The sequence below is a fragment of the Pseudomonas sp. S37 genome (assembly GCF_016658545.1).
Taxonomy (GTDB): domain Bacteria; phylum Pseudomonadota; class Gammaproteobacteria; order Pseudomonadales; family Pseudomonadaceae; genus Aquipseudomonas.
Map to the genome: position 1 here is coordinate 1 of NZ_JACVZC010000259.1, position 238 is coordinate 238.

A 238-nucleotide genomic window follows, 5' to 3' on the forward strand; every position below is an offset into this window, starting at 1 on the left:
GTCGGCCGAGGAAGGCCTGATCTCGATCTTCGAGCACAGCGAAGCCGGCCATGGCGTGGTGCAGGCCGACAGGATCAACCAGTTCGGCAGCCTGGAAGGCGAGCCCGTGCTGTACGTCGCCAATCGCGGCGGCATGGAGCAGCAGCCCTGCCTGCACCGTTTTGCCTACCGCGAGCAGGTCCGCACCAGCGTGCAGGTGCAGCGCGACTACACCTTCACCCACCCGCGCTACAACCAC

Annotated in this window: 1 protein-coding gene; it reads left to right on the forward strand. The window is 66.4% G+C overall.

Annotated features, from left to right (window positions below):
- A partial coding sequence (locus IAE39_RS29545; RefSeq protein ID WP_268934227.1) for a contractile injection system protein, VgrG/Pvc8 family occupies positions 1-238 on the forward strand: 238 nt, incomplete at both ends.